Source organism: Pseudomonas benzopyrenica (genome assembly GCF_036884265.1).
GTDB lineage: Bacteria > Pseudomonadota > Gammaproteobacteria > Pseudomonadales > Pseudomonadaceae > Chryseomonas > Chryseomonas benzopyrenica.
Genome location: NZ_CP145723.1, coordinates 4915597 through 4930228 on the forward strand (window position 1 = coordinate 4915597; position 14632 = coordinate 4930228).

Genomic DNA, 14632 nt, shown 5'->3' on the forward strand with positions numbered 1-14632 from the left:
ATACTCCAGGGATGTCACGGAATTGAAACGGACTACTGACTCAGAATCGCCTGGGCGAGTTCCCGGTCGGAGGCGTGCAGCGCCGGATCGGCCGCGCGCAGGGCTCTCAAGGTTTCTTCCAGCTGGGCACCGCGCAGGGCGCCGTCGGTGGCGACGAAGGCCGCGGCATCGTCACGGGCCGCCAGGACCAGCTTGTTCTGGAAGGGGCCGGTGGTGAGCTGGCTGGTGCCGTAGATGGTCTTGACCAGACCCTCGGTGGTGGAGTCGAACGCCAGGACCGGCGTGGCGAGACAGAGGCCGAGCAACAGCGCGGCAGAACGACGGATATGCATGGATGACGACCCTCCGGTGGCAGTTGGTCGCCAAGGCTAACGCAGCCCCCCGTTCCGGGCTAGCAGCCACGGGGTACGGAGGGTATCGCGGTGTTGCGCGTCAGATGGCGAGAATCGCCTGGGCCAGTTGGTCATCACTGGCCTGACGCAGTTCGGGCGCCTGGCTGCGCAGGTGGTCCAGCGCCGCTTCCAGGCGTACGCCGCGGATGTCGCCGGCGCTGCCAACGTAGGTGGCCGCATCGTCACGGGCTTCCTGGACCAGCTTGTCGTTCTTGAAGGAGCCGGTGATGGACGAGGTGGTGTCGGACGTCGCGTCGATGGCGTTGACGATGATGTCGGTGGTGACATAGAAACTCGACGCCGAGGCGGCGGTGGACAGGCAGAACAGCGCCGCGGCGGCGCCCAGGTGCAGGGTTTTCATGGGGGACTCCCGTCTGGATAGGCTTGACTGAGACTACCGTCAGCCGGAGGAAGTCGCACCTCGGCGCAGATTTTCACTCCCGCCAGAAGGGCTTGCCGCCTTCGCGGTACTGATCCGCGAGATTCAGTCCCAGATCGGCCAGGGCGCGGCTGTCCAGTTGCTGCAGTTGCCGTCGGCTCTGGACCCGCGATCGCCAGCGGACGAGCAACTCGCACAGGTGGCGTAATCCACGCCGGTGAATGACGAAACGGGCAAGGGCGATACCGGGCGATAAGCGATCCATGGCGAGATCCAGCGAGGTGGCAGAGGAGTCTCAGCTTCGCCGCTGGCGCCGGAGCGAACCACTTACAGCTGCGCTACACTGTATCCGTACAAAATTAAAAATTTCTAATCTGTACCTGTCGTTACTATCCGGACCGCTCTAGCACGGCGGACTGCGCTGGTTGGAAGACACACGGCTGTATCCCCGCGCTGCGGCGTATGCCTGATCTGCCCGAGTCGCTACAATCGACCCTTTCAGCGCCCATTCGCGAGAGGCACCGCCATGAGCTTCAAAGTTTTCGTCGACGGCCAGGAAGGCACCACCGGCCTGCGTCTGCTGGACTACCTGACCGGCCGTTCGGACATCGAACTGCTGCGCATCGACGAGAGCAAGCGCAAGGACCCGGCCGAGCGCGCGCGCTTCCTCAATGCCGCCGATGTGGCCTTTCTCTGCCTGCCCGATGCCGCCTCCCGCGAAGCGGTGAGCCTGGTGACCAATCCCAACACCTGCATCATCGACGCCAGCACCGCCTTCCGTACTGATAGCGGCTGGACCTATGGCCTGCCGGAACTGGCGCCCGGTCAGCGCGAAGCGCTGCGCGCCAGCAAGCGCATCGCCAACCCCGGCTGCCACGCCACCGCCTTCATCCTGCTGGCCCGGCCGCTGGTGGATGCCGGTCTGCTGGCCCCGGACACCCCACTGTCGGCCTTTTCCCTGACCGGCTACAGCGGTGGCGGCAAGCAGATGATCGCCGCCTACGAAGCCGGCGGCGAGGCGCGCCTGCTGAGTCCGCGTCCCTATGCCATGGGCCAGGGCCACAAGCACCTGCCGGAAATGCGCGTGCAGAGCGGTCTGGCCGCCGCGCCGGTGTTCAGCCCCATTGTCGGTCCCTTCCTCAAGGGCCTGGCGGTGACCATCCCGCTGCACGCCAGCCAGCTGCGCCCGGGCACCAGCGCGGCCGACCTGCAGGCGGCGCTGGCCCGTCACTATGACGGCGAAGCCTTCATTCAGGTGGCGCCGGTAGCTGCCGAGGAGGAGTTGGACAATGGCTTCTTCGACGTCCAGGCCAGCAACGACACCAACCGCGCCGACCTCTTCGTCTATGGCAATGCCGAGCGGATGACGCTGGTGGCGCGCCTGGACAATCTGGGCAAGGGCGCTGCGGGCGCTGCGGTTCAGTGCATGAACGTGCACCTGGGCGCCGACGAGGGTCTGGGGCTCGCCAGCGGCCGCTAGTCAGGGCGCTGGCTTTCTGCACGGGCGGGGCGAACCTTTCTCGAGGCGCCCCGTCTGAATTGCTGAACGGTTCGGATAACCGTTCTGCTCCTTTGCTGTTTAGTGTTGGCAGATGCTGGACCCCTGCTGTGGCGGTCCAGTCTTGAACTCCGGACTTCTCCCCTCCCCCGATGGAAGTCCGGAGTTTTTTTATGCCTCGGCGGCGGGCTCGTCGAGACCCAGCCAATTGGCCAGCACCCGCTGGGCATCTTCTATCCCCTGACGCTTGGGCGCCGAGAACAGCTGGATGCTGGCGGTATCGCCCCAGCCCTGACGCACCTCGCGCTGGACCTTGAGCAAGGCGTTCTTCTGCGCGCCGAAGGCCAGCTTGTCGGCCTTGGTCAGCAGGATGTGCAGCGGCATGGAACTGGCCTGGGCCCAGTCCAGCATCAGACGGTCGAATTCGGTCAGCGGATGGCGGATATCCATCATCAGCACCACGCCGCTGAGCGAATTGCGGCTGCTCAGATAGGCTTCCAGGTGCTCCTGCCAGTGCTGCTTGAGCGGGATCGGCACCTTGGCGTAGCCATAGCCGGGCAGGTCCACCAGGCGCCGCTCCTCGTCGAGGGTGAAGAAGTTGAGCAGCTGGGTGCGTCCCGGCGTCTTCGAGGTGCGCGCCAGGTTGGCGTGGGTCAGGGTGTTGAGCGCACTGGACTTGCCGGCGTTGGAGCGACCGGCGAAGGCCACTTCCAGACCGCTGTCGAGCGGGCACTGATCGACCTTGGCGGCGCTGATGAGAAAGGACGCCTGCTGGCACAGACCGACGATGGGATTCTTGAAGCTGGACATGGGGGTACTCGCGAGCGCGCGGCAAAGCCAGCAGTATATCGGATGCGCTGGGCGAGGACCGCGCTCCTGGCAACCTGAACGAAGCCTGAACATGGCCGGCCTCGACCGCGTCAGCGACTAGGCGCGGCGATGCACCCGGCTACAATGCCCGCAATCCGTCATGCCCGGTTGGTGGGCGTGCTTTCTTCCAGGAGTAGTCCCATGCGTAACCTGCTTTTCTCCGCCGTGTTCGCCGCCGCCAGTCTGTTCGGCGTGGCCGCCCATGCCGACGACATTCAGGCCGGCAAGCAGTACACCGAACTGAGCAGTCCGGTTCCGGTGTCCGAACCCGGCAAGATCGAAGTGGTTGAGCTGTTCTGGTACGGCTGCCCGCACTGCTACGCCTTCGAGCCCACCCTCAACGCCTGGTCCAAGAAGCTGCCCGACGACGTCACCTTCAAGCGCGTGCCGGCCATGTTCGGTGGCGTCTGGAACGTCCACGGTCAGCTGTTCGTGACCCTGGAAGCCATGGGCGTGGAAGCCAAGGTGCACGACGCCGTCTTCGCCGCCATCCACAAGGAGCACAAGAAGCTCGCCACCCCCGAAGAGATGGCCGACTTCCTCGCCACCCAGGGCGTGGATCGCGACAAGTTCCTCAGCACCTACAACTCCTTCGCCGTGAAGGGTCAGGTGGAAAAGGACAAGAAACTGGCCATGGCCTATCAGATCACCGGCGTACCGACCATGGTGGTCAACGGCAAGTATCGCTTCGACCTGGGCTCCTCGGGTGGTCCGGACGAAACCCTGAAGGTCGCCGACTTCCTGATCCAGAAAGAACGCGCCGCCAAGTAAGCTTCATCCGCCGCCGCGTCCTGCGGCGGCGGCTCCTCAGTTCGTCCCGCCCAAGCGGCCTCTGGTCGTCCTGCTCAAACTTTCCCCGAAACCGCCGATACCCTAGCCACTATCAAGTTGGTTGGGCGCCCCGTCGTGCCTGCCTGCTGGCCACCCTCAAGCCTTTGGAGCGGGCGGATGGAGCGCGCGGACGTCGAACGCTGGAAAAACAAGTACCTGGAGAGCCTCGAGAATCTCGAACGCCTGGAGAGCCGGTGGGAAAACCGCCTGGACCTGGTGCGTCGTGGCCTCGTGCGCAGCAGTCTGGCCGCCGAAGGCAACGACGCGGCGGTGGACGCCTGCCTGGTCGAATTGCGCGACATTCTCCGCCGGGACGACAGCGACGCCGATCTCGCCAGGCTGATTCCGCGCCTAGAACGCACCGTGCTCGACTCCGAGCAGCGCCGGGAATTGCGTGCGCGCCAGGTAACCGAGGCCTTTGCCGAACTCTGCCGGCTGTTGCAGACCCTGGAGTTGCCGCGTGACCAGCGCAAGGCGCTCAAGGGTTTCGCCAAGCGCGCCCAGGCCGCTGCCGGCCAGCCGAGCGAGCTGCCCGCGCTGCTCGGCGAGTTCAGCCGCCTGCAGCAACAGGCCCTGAGCCAGCTGCACCCCGAGCAGCCCGCCCGCCCCGGCTTCCTGCAGCGCCTGCTGGGAGGACGAGGCGAGCATGCGGAAGAGGCGCCAGCGACGCTACCGGCGCAGATGCCCGACACCGCTGCGCCTCTCGCCCAGGCCGAGCCGGCGGAAACGTCCGAACCGCCAGCGCTGGCCAGTCCGCCAGCCGCTGCCGTCGAAATCAGCGGCGATGCTGAGCCTGCGCCGGCCGATCCGGCCTATGCCCTACCACCGGTGCCCGAGCCCGGCTATAGCGCCATCGCCCCGCATCTGGAAGCTACCCTTTTGCGCCTACTCGACGACCTGGCGCTGCCCGACAGCCACAAGCCCCAGGCCGAGCACCTGCGCCAGCGCATCCAGGGCAGCCTGAACTGGTACGAACTGGTACCGGTGCTCGACGACCTGTCGGTACTGGTGCTGGCCCTCAACCATTCCGGGCAGAGCGAATTCCAGCTCTATCTGCGCCGCCTCAACGAGCGCCTCGCCGCCTTCCAGACCGGTCTGCAACACGTCCACGACCAGCGTCAGGACGGCCAGACCCAGGAGCGGGCCTTCGGCGAGGCCCTGCGCGGTCAGGTCAACGAACTGCAGAACGAGGTCCAGGAGGCCACCGACCTGGACAGTCTCAAACTGTCCCTCGACAGCCGACTGGAAGGCCTGCTGACCAGCCTGGCCGAGCAGCAGAGCCAGCGCGAGACCCGCGAGCAGGAAGCCAGCGAACGATTCAACGCCCTCACCGAGCGCGTCGCCGGCATGGAGCGTGAGGCCCAGCAGTATCGCGGCCACCTCGAAGAACAGCGACAGAAGGCCCTCTGCGACCCCCTCACCGGGCTGCCCAATCGCGCCGCCTGGAGCGAACGCCTGGAACTGGAGGTGGCCCGCTGGCAACGCCATGGCGGCGACCTGCTGCTGGCGGTGCTCGATGTCGATCTGTTCAAGCGCATCAACGACGGCTACGGTCACCTGGCCGGTGACAAGGTGCTCAAGATCATCGCCAGCGAATTGCAGCGCCGCCTGCGCAAGACCGACTTCATCGCCCGCTTCGGCGGCGAGGAGTTCGTCGTGCTGTTGAGCGCCACGCCGGTCGCCGGCGGGGTGACCCTGATCGAGCAGCTACGCGCCGCCGTCGCCGCCTGCCCCTTCCATTTCAAAGGCGAGCGGGTGGTGATCACCCTGTCCGCTGGTCTTGCTGCCTTTGCGCCGGGCGAGGATGCCGATACCGTATTCGAACGTGCCGACCAGGCGCTCTACCGCGCCAAGCGCGCCGGACGCGATCGCCTGGACGTGGCCTGACCCTTCCGCCGTTCGCGAGGTAATCGTGCGAAATCCCTTCAAGTTCCTCCCCTGGCTGCTCTGCGGCCTGCTCCTGGCCGGCTGCTCCAGCGGTCCGCGCATCAATGACGACTACACCGCCCGCGATCAGGACAGCCGGGTGCAGTACATCGTCCTGCACTACACCGCGGCCGATTCCAAGCAGTCGCTCAAGCTGCTGACCCAGGCCGGCGTCAGCGCCCACTACCTGATCGACACTGACGGCACCATCTACCGCCTGGTGGATGAGAATCGTCGCGCCTGGCATGCCGGCGTCAGCGAATGGGAAGGCCGTACCTGGCTCAATTCCACCTCCATCGGCATCGAGATGGTCAACCTGGGCTTTCGCGACACCCCGGCCGGACGCCAGTGGTATCCCTTCAGCGAAGCCCAGATCCAGGCGCTGATTCCGCTGCTCAAGGACATCGAACAACGCCACGGCCTGGATCGCCGCGCCATCGTCGGCCACAGCGACATCGCCCCGGGACGCAAGCAGGATCCGGGTCCGCTGTTTCCCTGGGCGCGCCTGGCCGCGGCGGGGCTGATCAACTGGCCGAATCAGAACGTGGTCGCCCAGCGCCAGGCCAGCCTGGGCGGCGTGCTGCCGCCACCGGCCTGGTTCCAGGATCAGCTGGCACGAATCGGTTACGCGGTACCCCGCACCGGCGTGCTCGACCAGGGTACCCGCGATGTCATCGGTGCCTTCCAGATGAAGTACCGGCCCGGCCGTTTCGACGGCCAGCCGGATCTGCAGACGGCAGCGCTGCTGCTCAGCCTGCCCAGCAGTCGCTAGATTCTGTACGAAAAATACCTACGCTCGGTGATGCTTCGTTGAAAAACGCTTCGGAATGCTCATTTACCGCTCGTAAACTCCGCTTCCTCAGCGTTTTTCGCCTCGCCTGACCGTCGCTCGGCGACTTTTCTTACAGAACCTAGGCGGCCGCAGGCGACCTACAGCCGCACGCTGGCGAAGGTGGATTCGCCCTGGGCCTGACTCAGGGCCGCCAGCGCGGACGAGGCCGGCATCAGCGACAGCTCCTGGGACAGCGGCATCAGGGCGATGGGCTGCTGGATGGTCGGACCCTGGCGCTCGTCGCGCGGCGGGATGCCGAAGTATTCGCGGTAGCACTTGGAGAAGTGCGGGGTGGAGACGAAGCCGCACACCGAGGCCACCTCGATGATCGACAGGGTGGTCTGCTTGAGCAGCTGCCGGGCGCGGATCAGCCGCAGCTTGAGGTAGTAGCGCGACGGCGAGCAGTGCAGGTACTTCTGGAACAGGCGCTCCAGCTGGCGCCGGGACACATCCACATAGACCGCCAGCTCGTCGAGGTCGATGGGCTCTTCGAGATTGGCCTCCATGAGCGCCACGATCTCCTGCAGCTTGGGCTGGTTGGTACCCAGCATGTGCTTGAGCGGGACGCGCTGGTGATCCTGCTCGTTGCGGATGCGCTCGTAGATGAACATCTCCGAGATCGCCGCCGACAGCTCGCGACCATGCTCGCGGCCGATCAGGTGCAGCATCATGTCCATCGGCGCGGTACCGCCCGAGGCGGTGCAGCGGTTGCGGTCGATGGTGAACAGACGGGTGCTGAGCACCACGCGCGGATAGGCTTCCTGCAGGGCCGCCAGGGTTTCCCAGTGCACGCTGCAGTCGTAGCCGTCGAGCAGACCGGCACGGGCCAGGGCCCAGCTGCCGGTACAGACCGCGCCCAGCTTGCGGCCCTGGCGCGCCTGGCTCTGCAGCCAGGTGCAATGCTCGCGCGACACGCTGCGCTGGATGCCCACGCCGCCGCAGACGATCACCATGTCCATTGCCGGGGCGGCGCTGACGGCACTGTCCGGAGTGATCTGCAAGCCGTCGCTCGCCCGCACCGGACGGCCGTCCAGACTCAGGGTGCACCAGCGATAGAGTTCGCGTCCCGACAGCTGGTTGGCCATGCGCAGCGGCTCCACCACCGACGCCAGGGAGATAAGTGTGAAGTTGTCCAGCAGCAGAAAGCCGATGGACTGGATCGCACGGGCCTGTGACGAGGTGGGAATGGGCGACATGGTTTGAATCTCCTTCACGCAGGCTGGGGCCCTTTGCTGGGCTCTAATGAGGTGCGGCGGACAACGTTGGGCGAAAGATGTGTCGCGGACGCATAAGTCATGTCGCAATTCCCATGCCGAAAATGGGTGAACCCCGCTGCAGGCAGGCTGTCTGGGGCGAATAATCCATTAAGCAGCGGTCAATGGCGTTGATTAGATAGGGTTTTTAATTGCGACCTTTCGGGTCTGAGACCGACCTCTGGGAGATAGCACTTCGCCAGAGGTATCCCATCGGTAACACCAGGACGTAACCGATGCGCGCCAAAATGTGGCATGGCGACTCAGTTGGCACGGTTGTAGTTCAGGCCAACGACCGTTGGTCGCCCTTCTGGCCACTCGTGGCGAAAAGCCACCAATACCAGGGCCAGACGGACCGGTACGTGCAGTGGCCAGGGTCCTTCCCTTCGCGATTCCCTGGAGTTCAGGATGAAAATCTCCCAAGCGCTGTGGTTGTCCGGTCTGTTGCTGAGCTCGACCGTGCAGGCGGGCGAGGCCGAAAGTTGCCAGCAGGTGCGCCTGGCCGATGTCGGCTGGTCGGATCTCAATATCACCAACGCCATGACCCGCTATCTGCTCAGCGCCCTCGGTTACGAGACCGAGGTGCTGCGCCTGTCCCTGCCGCAGACCTACGACGCCCTGGCCGCAGGCGAGGCCGATGTCTTCCTCGGCAACTGGATGCCGGCGCAGGCCAAGCTCAGCCAGCCCATGGTCGACGCAGGAGCGGTCGAACGCCTGCACGCCAATCTGGAGGGCGCTCGCTACACCCTGGCGGTGCCCCAGTATGTCTACGAGGCTGGGGTCAAGAACTTCGCCGACATCGCCCGCTTCGCCGAGCGTTTCGACCGCACTATCTATGGCATCGAGCCCGGCAACGACGGCAATGCCCTGGTCAAGAAGATGATCGCCAGCAACGCCTTCGGCCTGGGCGACTTCAGGCTCGACGAATCCAGCGAGCAGGGCATGCTGACCCAGGTGCGGATGAAGGAGCTGCTGGACCGCCAGTGGATCGTCTTTCTCGGCTGGGAACCGCATCCGATGAACGTCCGGCACAAGCTGGCCTACCTGGACGGCGGCGACGACTACTTCGGACCCAATCAGGGTGGGGCGACGGTCTACACGGTGGTGCGCAAGGGCTATGCCCAGCAGTGCCCCAACGTGTCCCGGCTGCTGGGCAACCTGGAGTTTTCCCTGGACATGGAGAACCAGCTGATGGATCGGGTGCTCAACGAAAAGGACAATCCGCGCCGCGCCGTGCGCAACTGGCTCAAGCGCAATCCCGAACGCCTCGACGCCTGGCTCAAGGGCGTCGCCACCCGCGGCGGTGCGCCGGGCAACGTCGCGGTGAAGGCCAGCCTGGCCAACTGAATCGCGGGCCTGTGCGATGGCTATCAACCCCTCTGGGCAGCGGCTCGCCGCAAGGGGCATGTGCGCTCGCGCCGCCGCCTCGCGCGGCCACGCCGCCCTGGGCGCGGACCTGTCCCCGGGCTCGTGCTGGATACGACATTTCCGCTTCTGGTTGCGACGCCGCGTACACTGGTAGCGACGCAGGCGGTAGGCGAGCCTGGGGGGATGGGTTACAGATAAATACACGTGGGGCGCACCGAAAGGTACCCCGCCAAACGCAAGGAGATGTGTCCATGAAAGGTTGTTCCCGTTGGCTCTTGAGTGCCGCTCTGCTGGCGCCACTCGCTGTTCAGGCAGCCGAACCGGCTTCCTGTGCCAAGGTGCGCTTTGCTGACGTCGGCTGGACCGACATCACCGTGACCACGGCCGTGACCAGCGAGGTGCTGCACGCCCTCGGCTACCAGACCACGACCAACATGATCTCCGTACCGGTCACCTACAAATCCTTGCAGAACAAGGACATCGACGTCTTCCTCGGCAATTGGATGCCCAGCATGGCGGCTGACATCAAGCCCTATGCCGACAACGGCAGCGTCGAGACCGTGCGCGCCAACCTGGAAGGCGCCAAGTACACCCTGGCGGTCCCCCAGTATGTCTATGACGCCGGGGTCAAGAGCTTCGCCGACATCGCCAGGAACGCCGACAGGTTCGACGGCAAGATCTACGGCATCGAGCCGGGCAACGATGGCAATCGCCTGATCCAGGGCATGATCGACAAGAACACCTTCGACCTGGGCAAGTTCAAGCTGGTGGAGTCCAGCGAGGCCGGGATGCTGTCGCAGATCCAGCGCGCCGAGCGGCGCCAGCAGTGGGTGGTCTTCCTCGGCTGGGAACCCCACCCGATGAACACCCGCTTCAAGATGGCCTATCTCCAGGGCGGCGACGACGTCTTCGGCCCCAACTACGGCGGCGCCACCATCTACACCAACGTGCGCAAGGGCTACGTCCAGGAATGCCCCAACGTGGGCAAGCTGCTGACCAACCTGTCCTTTACCCTGGACATGGAAAACCAGCTGATGGACAAGGTGCTCAACGAAAAACAAGCCGCGAGCGCCGCCGCCAAGGCCTGGCTCAAGGCGCATCCGCAGGTGCTCGACCAGTGGCTGGCCGGCGTGACCACCCGCGATGGCAAGCCTGCGCTGGAGGCGGCGAAGACCGCCCTGGCCCCCTGATCGAACACTAACATTCGACTGTCCCGCGCCAGTTCGGGCGGGTACTGCCACAGCCGAAGCACGAATCAGCGGTTATCGTGCTTCGACCTGTCCACTCCTACCTGACGGGCACCGTTATGTTAATCACCGACCACAAGCTCCCTCTCGGCCAGCAGATCGCCGATTTCATCGACTGGCTGACGCTGCATGGCGCCAGCGTCTTCGACAAGATCTCCGATGTGCTGTCCGGCCTCATCCACGGCCTCACCGCCGGACTGATGTGGTTCCACCCGCTGGCCTTCATCGCCCTGGTCGCGGTAGGGATCTATCTGCTGCAACGCAGCATCGGCCTGGTGATCTTCGCCCTCATCTCCCTGCTGCTGATCCTCAACCTGGGGTACTGGCAGGAAACCATGGAAACCCTGGCCCAGGTGGTCTTCGCCACCCTGGTGTGCATCGCCGTCGGCGTGCCGCTGGGTATCATCGCCGCGCACAAACCCTGGTTCTACACCGGCCTGCGCCCGGTCCTGGACCTGATGCAGACGGTCCCCACCTTCGTCTATCTGATTCCGACCCTGACCCTGTTCGGCCTGGGCGTGGTGCCCGGGCTGATCTCCACGGTGGTCTTCGCCGTGGCCGCGCCGATCCGCCTGACCTGCCTGGGCATCCAGGACGTTCCCGCCGAGCTGATGGACGCTGGCAAGGCCTTCGGCTGCTCGCGCTGGCAGCTGTTGACCCGCATCGAACTGCCCCACGCCATGCCCAGCATCGGCGCCGGCATCACCCAGTGCATCATGCTGTCGCTGTCCATGGTGGTGATCGCCGCCCTGGTGGGCGCCGATGGCCTCGGCAAGCCGGTGGTGAACGCCCTCAACACCGCGGACATCGCCCTGGGCTTCGAAGCCGGCCTGTCCATCGTCCTGATCGCCATCCTGCTCGACCGGGTGTGCAAGCAACCCGCCCCACGCGAGGTTAAATAAGTCATGACCGCCATACGTTTCGAACACGTCGACGTCATCTTCGGCAAGCAGAACAAGCGCGCCCTGGAGCTGCTCGACCAGGGCAAGGGTCGCAGCGAGATCCTCCAGGAGACTGGCCAGGTACTGGGCGTCGAGGACGCCTGCCTGGAGGTCCAGAAAGGCGAGATCTGCGTGCTGATGGGCCTGTCCGGCTCGGGCAAGTCCAGCCTGCTGCGCTGCATCAATGGCCTCAACACCGTGAGTCGCGGCAAGCTGCTGATCGAGCATCAGGGCGCCGAGGTGGACATCGCCAACTGCTCGCCCGCCGTGCTCAAGGACATGCGCACCACCCGCATCGCCATGGTGTTCCAGAAGTTCGCCCTGATGCCCTGGCTGACCGTGGCCGAGAACGTCGGCTTCGGCCTGGAGATGCAGGGCCGCTCGGCCGCCGAGCGCAAGAAGCTGGTCGACGAGAAGCTGGAGCTGGTGGGCCTGACCCAGTGGCGCAACAAGAAGCCCGATTCCCTGTCCGGCGGCATGCAGCAACGCGTCGGCCTGGCCCGCGCCCTGGCCATGGACGCCGACATCCTGCTGATGGACGAGCCCTTCTCCGCCCTCGATCCGCTGATCCGCCAACAACTGCAGGACGAATTGCTGCAGCTGCAGGCCAAGGTCAACAAGACCATCGTCTTCGTCAGCCATGACCTCGACGAAGCCCTCAAGATCGGCACCAACATCGCCATCATGAAGGACGGCCGCATCATCCAGCACGGCCGCCCCGAAGACATCGTGCTCAATCCGGCGGACGAATACGTGCGCACCTTCGTCGCCCACACCAATCCGCTCAACGTGCTCAGCGGCTATAGCCTGATGCGTGGCCTGGACAAGTGCGGTCGTGAAGGCAACGAGATCTGCCTGGAGCGCAGCCACGATATCTGGCTGGCCCTGGAAAACCAGACGGTCAAGGCCCTGCGCCGTGGCGGCGAGAGCCTGGCCCTGCAACGCTGGACCCCGGGCATGCCGGTCACCAGCCTGCAACGCCAACCGACCCTGGCACCGGCCGACATCCGCATGCGCGATGCCCTGGAGATCCGCTACCACACCGGACACAAGCTGGTGCTGGAGACCGAAGGCCGCGCCGTGGGCATCCTGGGCGACAAGGAGCTCTACCACGCCCTGCTGGGCAAGAATCTGGAAAAGGCCGGCGAAGACGTCGCCCCGCCGGCGGTCCGCTCGACCCTGTCCCAGGCCGGCTGACCGCCTGCCCCGCCACCCGCCTCTCCCCTACGGAGGCGGGTGCGCACCGCCCTCCTGCTCCACCGCCGGCAGCAACATCCACGGCGCGCTTACCCGACACCTCTCCTCATCCCGAGCTACACCTCCATCCCTGGCCGTCGCCCAGCCTGACCCTGTTCGCCTAGCACGGCCAAAGGACGCGCGCACGTCTCCGGGCAGCGCCTGATGGGTACCGCCGTGCCGATAGAAAAATGATCGAGGTGGCGCAGGACAGGCGGGCTGCGAACGCCTTGGCGATCTCGCAGCCTGCCGGGATGGGTAGCGAGAAGGGTTAGAGCACCACCGTCCGCCCGGCGTTGAGGAAGACGCGGCGTTCCAAGTGATAACCCACCGCACGGGCCAGGGTCAGGCACTCGATGTCACGGCCGCGGGCCACCAGGTCTTCGGCATAGTGGGCGTGGTCCACGGACTCGACGCCCTGGGCGATGATGGGGCCCTCGTCGAGGTCGTTGTTGATGTAGTGCGCGGTGGCGCCCACCAGCTTGACGCCCTTGGCATAGGCCTGATGATAGGGCCGCGCCCCTTTGAAGCCGGGCAGCAGGGAGTGGTGGATGTTGATCGCCCAGCCGTCGAGGCGGCGGCAGAGTTCCGGCGACAGCACCTGCATGTAGCGGGCGAGGATCACCAACTCGGCGCCAGTCTCCTGCAGCACCTGCCAGACCCGAGCTTCCTGGGCCGGCTTGTCCTGAGGATCCAGGGGGAAATGGTGATAGGGAATGCCGTGCCAGGCCGCCAGGGGCTCCAGGTCCGGGTGGTTGGAGATCACCGCCACCACGTCCATGGGCAATTGGCCGATGCGCTGGCGATAGAGCAGGTCGTTGAGGCAGTGGTCGGCCTTGGAGACCATGATGGCGACCTTGGCTCTATAGCCTGGCGGGGTCAGCTCGAAGGTCATGTCGAAGGGGGTGAAGCGCAGGTCGAGGCCGACGCGGAACAGGCCTTCGTTGAAGTCGCTGGGTACCTGGAATTCCACCCGGATGAAGAAGCGCTGGGCTTCGCGATCATCGAAACTGTGGTGCTGGGTGACATAGCAGCCCTGCTCGAAGAGATAGCGCGTGACCACGTCCACGGTGCCGAGGCGACTCGGGCTCTGGGCGGTGAGAATCCAGGTATCGGGCGTGCGGCTCATGATGAATTCCTTTGCATGGAGATGAAGCCAGAATCACAAAACCCGACCTGCGCGTCACGCAGGTCGGGTTCGCTAGAACGGGACTGAACGTAGGCCGTGATCAGGCCTCGATGCGCAGTCCGTATTCGGCGCTCGCGTCCTGCAGCCACAGCCAGACGTAGTCGGCGAAGCTGCGGCGCACCACCAGCTCCCAGGTGTCTTCCGCCGTGTGGCGGATGATCAGCTGGGACTTGGCGAACACCGTACCCACGGCCTTGCCCACCGGGAAGTTGCTCGGGTGGACGTCGTAGGAGGTGGACTTCATCAGCACTTCACGCACCTTGGGGCCCTTGAGTTCGACCAGCGTCTGGCCACCGCCGACATTGACGATGGCGACATGGCGCTCGCCCAGCGCCTGGCGCAGGGCCTGCTCGGTGGCGAACTCGCTGCCACCGGGCACCACCAGCAGCCACTCGTCCGGGCCGAGCCACTGCAGCGAGCTCTCGCCTTTCTGGGTGATCGCCAGCGGACCGGGCACTTCCAGACCGACCACGCTCTGCACGGCGCCGGTGAAGCCTTCGTCATGGGCGTCGCCACGCAGCACCAGGTGCCCCAGCAGGGCCCGCTCGCGCAGGGTCACCCCAGCGGTGGCCGGGCCCCGTCCGGCGAGCTTGCTCAGCTCGGCATGGAACAGCGGGGATTCGGCGCGCGCCTTGGCGGAATGTTGGTCGTACACATTGATGTTGTTCAT

Annotated in this window: 15 protein-coding genes; 8 read left to right on the top strand and 7 right to left on the bottom strand. The window is 65.3% G+C overall.

Features of this window, described 5'->3' with window-relative positions; genetic code table 11:
* Positions 1 to 32: 32 nt before the first annotated feature.
* The 3 genes from V6W80_RS23195 to V6W80_RS23205 form a co-directional block, all read right to left on the bottom strand.
* The gene (locus tag V6W80_RS23195) at positions 33 to 332 is read right to left on the bottom strand and encodes a DUF2388 domain-containing protein (RefSeq protein WP_037006567.1); all 300 of its coding nucleotides are present in this window, start codon (positions 330 to 332) and stop codon (positions 33 to 35) included.
* Between the two features lie 100 nt (positions 333 to 432).
* Positions 433 to 753: a DUF2388 domain-containing protein gene (locus tag V6W80_RS23200; RefSeq protein WP_007160027.1), complete on the bottom strand. Its 321-nt coding sequence runs from the start codon at positions 751 to 753 to the stop codon at positions 433 to 435.
* 73 nt (positions 754 to 826) lie between these two features.
* The gene (locus V6W80_RS23205; protein WP_064307700.1) at positions 827 to 1036 is read right to left on the bottom strand and encodes a DUF1127 domain-containing protein; all 210 of its coding nucleotides are present in this window, start codon (positions 1034 to 1036) and stop codon (positions 827 to 829) included.
* A gap of 261 nt (positions 1037 to 1297) precedes the next feature.
* Here V6W80_RS23205 and argC point away from each other — a divergent pair, with 261 nt between their 5' ends.
* Complete coding sequence (gene argC / locus V6W80_RS23210) at positions 1298 to 2251, top strand: N-acetyl-gamma-glutamyl-phosphate reductase (RefSeq protein WP_338545475.1); 954 nt, start codon at positions 1298 to 1300, stop codon at positions 2249 to 2251.
* 189 nt (positions 2252 to 2440) lie between these two features.
* Here the strand turns inward: argC and yihA are convergent, their stop codons facing one another.
* Entirely contained in the window at positions 2441 to 3079 is a 639-nt protein-coding gene (yihA, locus tag V6W80_RS23215; RefSeq protein ID WP_338545476.1) for a ribosome biogenesis GTP-binding protein YihA/YsxC, read from the bottom strand.
* Between the two features lie 201 nt (positions 3080 to 3280).
* Between yihA and V6W80_RS23220 the strand changes: the two genes are divergently transcribed.
* From V6W80_RS23220 to V6W80_RS23230, 3 genes are all read left to right on the top strand, one after another.
* On the top strand, positions 3281 to 3910 hold the full coding sequence (locus V6W80_RS23220) for a thiol:disulfide interchange protein DsbA/DsbL (RefSeq protein WP_338545477.1): 630 nt from the start codon (positions 3281 to 3283) through the stop codon (positions 3908 to 3910).
* A gap of 177 nt (positions 3911 to 4087) precedes the next feature.
* A complete protein-coding gene (locus V6W80_RS23225) occupies positions 4088 to 5857 on the top strand; it encodes a diguanylate cyclase (protein WP_338545478.1) in 1770 nt (589 codons plus the stop codon).
* A 25-nt stretch (positions 5858 to 5882) separates the two neighbouring features.
* A complete protein-coding gene (locus V6W80_RS23230) occupies positions 5883 to 6668 on the top strand; it encodes an N-acetylmuramoyl-L-alanine amidase (protein ID WP_338545479.1) in 786 nt (261 codons plus the stop codon).
* Between the two features lie 158 nt (positions 6669 to 6826).
* On the opposite strand, the gene V6W80_RS23235 is transcribed toward V6W80_RS23230, so the two are convergent.
* Positions 6827 to 7924: a GlxA family transcriptional regulator gene (locus V6W80_RS23235; RefSeq protein WP_017639240.1), complete on the bottom strand. Its 1098-nt coding sequence runs from the start codon at positions 7922 to 7924 to the stop codon at positions 6827 to 6829.
* 465 nt (positions 7925 to 8389) lie between these two features.
* Between V6W80_RS23235 and choX the strand changes: the two genes are divergently transcribed.
* From choX to choV, 4 genes are all read left to right on the top strand, one after another.
* Entirely contained in the window at positions 8390 to 9328 is a 939-nt protein-coding gene (gene choX, locus V6W80_RS23240; RefSeq protein WP_338545480.1) for a choline ABC transporter substrate-binding protein, read from the top strand.
* A gap of 272 nt (positions 9329 to 9600) precedes the next feature.
* Positions 9601 to 10539 carry a choline ABC transporter substrate-binding protein gene (locus V6W80_RS23245; RefSeq protein ID WP_338545481.1) on the top strand — a complete coding sequence of 313 codons (939 nt, stop codon included), beginning with the start codon at positions 9601 to 9603 and terminating at the stop codon, positions 10537 to 10539.
* 116 nt (positions 10540 to 10655) lie between these two features.
* Positions 10656 to 11498 carry a choline ABC transporter permease subunit gene (gene choW, locus V6W80_RS23250; protein ID WP_017639237.1) on the top strand — a complete coding sequence of 281 codons (843 nt, stop codon included), beginning with the start codon at positions 10656 to 10658 and terminating at the stop codon, positions 11496 to 11498.
* Positions 11499 to 11501: 3 nt separating this feature from the next.
* A complete protein-coding gene (choV, locus tag V6W80_RS23255; RefSeq protein ID WP_017639236.1) occupies positions 11502 to 12734 on the top strand; it encodes a choline ABC transporter ATP-binding protein in 1233 nt (410 codons plus the stop codon).
* Between the two features lie 310 nt (positions 12735 to 13044).
* Here choV and purU read toward each other — a convergent pair whose 3' ends face one another.
* Positions 13045 to 13902, bottom strand: a complete 858-nt coding sequence (purU, locus tag V6W80_RS23260) for a formyltetrahydrofolate deformylase (protein ID WP_042134842.1) — start codon at positions 13900 to 13902, stop codon at positions 13045 to 13047.
* 100 nt (positions 13903 to 14002) lie between these two features.
* Entirely contained in the window at positions 14003 to 14632 is a 630-nt protein-coding gene (locus V6W80_RS23265) for a sarcosine oxidase subunit gamma (protein ID WP_338545482.1), read from the bottom strand.

What these genes read in the sequence shown, in the direction of transcription:
- V6W80_RS23265 (WP_338545482.1), bottom strand. Translation starts at nt 14,632, where the DNA reads ATGAACAACATCAATGTGTACGACCAACATTCCGCCAAGGCGCGCGCC.
- yihA (WP_338545476.1), bottom strand. Translation starts at nt 3,079, where the DNA reads ATGTCCAGCTTCAAGAATCCCATCGTCGGTCTGTGCCAGCAGGCGTCC.
- V6W80_RS23220 (WP_338545477.1), top strand. Translation starts at nt 3,281, where the DNA reads ATGCGTAACCTGCTTTTCTCCGCCGTGTTCGCCGCCGCCAGTCTGTTC.
- V6W80_RS23200 (WP_007160027.1), bottom strand. Translation starts at nt 753, where the DNA reads ATGAAAACCCTGCACCTGGGCGCCGCCGCGGCGCTGTTCTGCCTGTCC.
- choX (WP_338545480.1), top strand. Translation starts at nt 8,390, where the DNA reads ATGAAAATCTCCCAAGCGCTGTGGTTGTCCGGTCTGTTGCTGAGCTCG.
- V6W80_RS23235 (WP_017639240.1), bottom strand. Translation starts at nt 7,924, where the DNA reads ATGTCGCCCATTCCCACCTCGTCACAGGCCCGTGCGATCCAGTCCATC.
- purU (WP_042134842.1), bottom strand. Translation starts at nt 13,902, where the DNA reads ATGAGCCGCACGCCCGATACCTGGATTCTCACCGCCCAGAGCCCGAGT.
- V6W80_RS23245 (WP_338545481.1), top strand. Translation starts at nt 9,601, where the DNA reads ATGAAAGGTTGTTCCCGTTGGCTCTTGAGTGCCGCTCTGCTGGCGCCA.
- argC (WP_338545475.1), top strand. Translation starts at nt 1,298, where the DNA reads ATGAGCTTCAAAGTTTTCGTCGACGGCCAGGAAGGCACCACCGGCCTG.
- V6W80_RS23205 (WP_064307700.1), bottom strand. Translation starts at nt 1,036, where the DNA reads ATGGATCGCTTATCGCCCGGTATCGCCCTTGCCCGTTTCGTCATTCAC.
- V6W80_RS23225 (WP_338545478.1), top strand. Translation starts at nt 4,088, where the DNA reads ATGGAGCGCGCGGACGTCGAACGCTGGAAAAACAAGTACCTGGAGAGC.
- choW (WP_017639237.1), top strand. Translation starts at nt 10,656, where the DNA reads ATGTTAATCACCGACCACAAGCTCCCTCTCGGCCAGCAGATCGCCGAT.
- V6W80_RS23195 (WP_037006567.1), bottom strand. Translation starts at nt 332, where the DNA reads ATGCATATCCGTCGTTCTGCCGCGCTGTTGCTCGGCCTCTGTCTCGCC.
- choV (WP_017639236.1), top strand. Translation starts at nt 11,502, where the DNA reads ATGACCGCCATACGTTTCGAACACGTCGACGTCATCTTCGGCAAGCAG.